Source organism: Psychrobacter pasteurii, from assembly GCF_900162815.1.
In the GTDB taxonomy this organism is placed as follows: domain Bacteria; phylum Pseudomonadota; class Gammaproteobacteria; order Pseudomonadales; family Moraxellaceae; genus Psychrobacter; species Psychrobacter pasteurii.
This window is the reverse complement of record NZ_FUGD01000217.1, coordinates 1-256: the sequence shown is the minus strand read 5'-3', so window position 1 is coordinate 256 and position 256 is coordinate 1. Positions and strand designations below refer to the sequence as shown.

Sequence of the window (256 nt, the reverse complement as noted above, 5' to 3'; positions counted from 1 at the left end):
GCATCTAAAACGTACCGGTAAGTACTTTTCAGCCTATGATTTAAACCAGTACACCAAAGGTAGCGGTGAATATTTAGGATTACACAGTCAGACCTTACAAGCTATCAATGAGACTCACGCCAAGGCCAGAAAACAATTTAAGAAAGCCAAACTTAGCTGGCGCAGCAACCGTCCTGATGCCAAACGAAAATCACTGGGTTAGATACCTTTTAAAAAGTCTGCTATCAAATACCTAAGCACAAGACAAACGGGAAAG

Annotated in this window: 1 pseudogene; it reads left to right on the top strand. The window is 41.4% G+C overall.

Features of this window, described 5'->3' with window-relative positions:
* A pseudogene (locus A1232T_RS13505) lies at window positions 1-199 on the top strand (RNA-guided endonuclease InsQ/TnpB family protein); the annotation flags it as partial.
* Between the last annotated feature and the right edge of the window lie 57 nt (window positions 200-256).